Source organism: Blautia faecis, assembly GCF_020554845.1.
GTDB classification, from domain to species: domain Bacteria; phylum Bacillota; class Clostridia; order Lachnospirales; family Lachnospiraceae; genus Blautia_A; species Blautia_A faecis.
Window position 1 is genome coordinate 1 of record NZ_JAJCIA010000087.1, and the last position, 1,070, is coordinate 1,070.

The 1,070-nt window shown below is 47.2% G+C and carries 3 protein-coding genes; 1 reads left to right on the top strand and 2 read right to left on the bottom strand.

Features of this window, described 5'->3' with window-relative positions; genetic code table 11:
• Nucleotides 1-722 (bottom strand): recombinase family protein (locus LIZ66_RS18300; protein WP_158553866.1); only part of this gene is annotated, 722 nt, incomplete at its 3' end.
• Nucleotides 723-920, bottom strand: coding sequence for a hypothetical protein (locus tag LIZ66_RS18305; RefSeq protein ID WP_227083179.1), 198 nt, complete (start codon nucleotides 918-920; stop codon nucleotides 723-725).
• Here LIZ66_RS18305 and LIZ66_RS18830 point away from each other — a divergent pair.
• The coding region (locus LIZ66_RS18830; protein ID WP_082425556.1) for a tweety protein at nucleotides 894-1,070 on the top strand (177 nt) is incomplete at its 3' end. The two genes, LIZ66_RS18305 and LIZ66_RS18830, sit on opposite strands and share 27 nt — an antisense overlap.

Here is a 1,070-nt window from a genome sequence, read left to right on the forward strand (position 1 = left end):
CGGGTATTGCGAAGCCCCCGTTCCCGGTTCCACCATGTGGGGCAGGGGATTTTTTCTTCCTCCAGCCGTCTGCGGATATAGTTCGGACCATGACCGTTTAGGGCATATCCGAAAATCAGCCGCACAATCGGGGCGGTTTCCTCGTCAATGAGCAGATGGTTTTTGTCCTCCGGGTCTTTCCGATACCCAAACGGGGCAAGACACCCGGTAAACTGTCCTTTCTGCGCTTTCAGAAGATAAGAGGAATGGACTTTCTTGGAAATATCCTTGCTGTACATCTCGTTCAGGATATTCTTGAACGGGGCAATATCGTTGTTATCCCGCAGGGTGTCGATACCGTCATTCATGGCGATATAGCGGACACCATTTCTTGGGAAAAAGTCCTCAATCAAATGCCCGGTTTGCAGATAGTTACGCCCCAGTCGGCTGAGGTCTTTCGTGATGACAAGGTTGATTTGCCTGCGCTCAATGGCTCTCAACATTCTCTGTAAATCAGGACGCTCCATATTAAGACCTGTGAAGCCATCGTCCTGATAGACTGCCACAACCTCCCATCCCTGCTTTTCGCAGTATTTTTCCAGCATATCACGCTGGTTTGCGATACTGGCACTTTCGCCTTGCAGGTCATCGTCCTTTGACAGTCTGCAATAGACCGCTGCACGATAACCCCCGGCAAGTGCCGAACCGATTGTTCTGTATTCCATTTCGTTCATCATAGCCATTTACCCACACAATCCAGACGGTATCTGGCTCTTTTGAACCTCATCTTCATTATACTTCATATCTCTCTTTTTAGCAAGATATTCTTTCATATTTGTCTTACCGTATTTCTGGGAAATCAGGCTGACGAACACATCGGTTGCGTCCAGCTCCCCGTCAAACACCGTTGTAACATGAATCTCTGTTTTGTTTTTTGCCATAGGCAGTTATCCTCCATACATGAAAATAGCCAGACAGAGGGTGTCGGCAACGAAGTCCGGCAACGGGCTTCAAAAGACCTTGCAAACAATCTCAATCTGGCGATGGTTACTATTTATACTTTTCTTTTATTTTTCTGTTGTTTTGGTTGT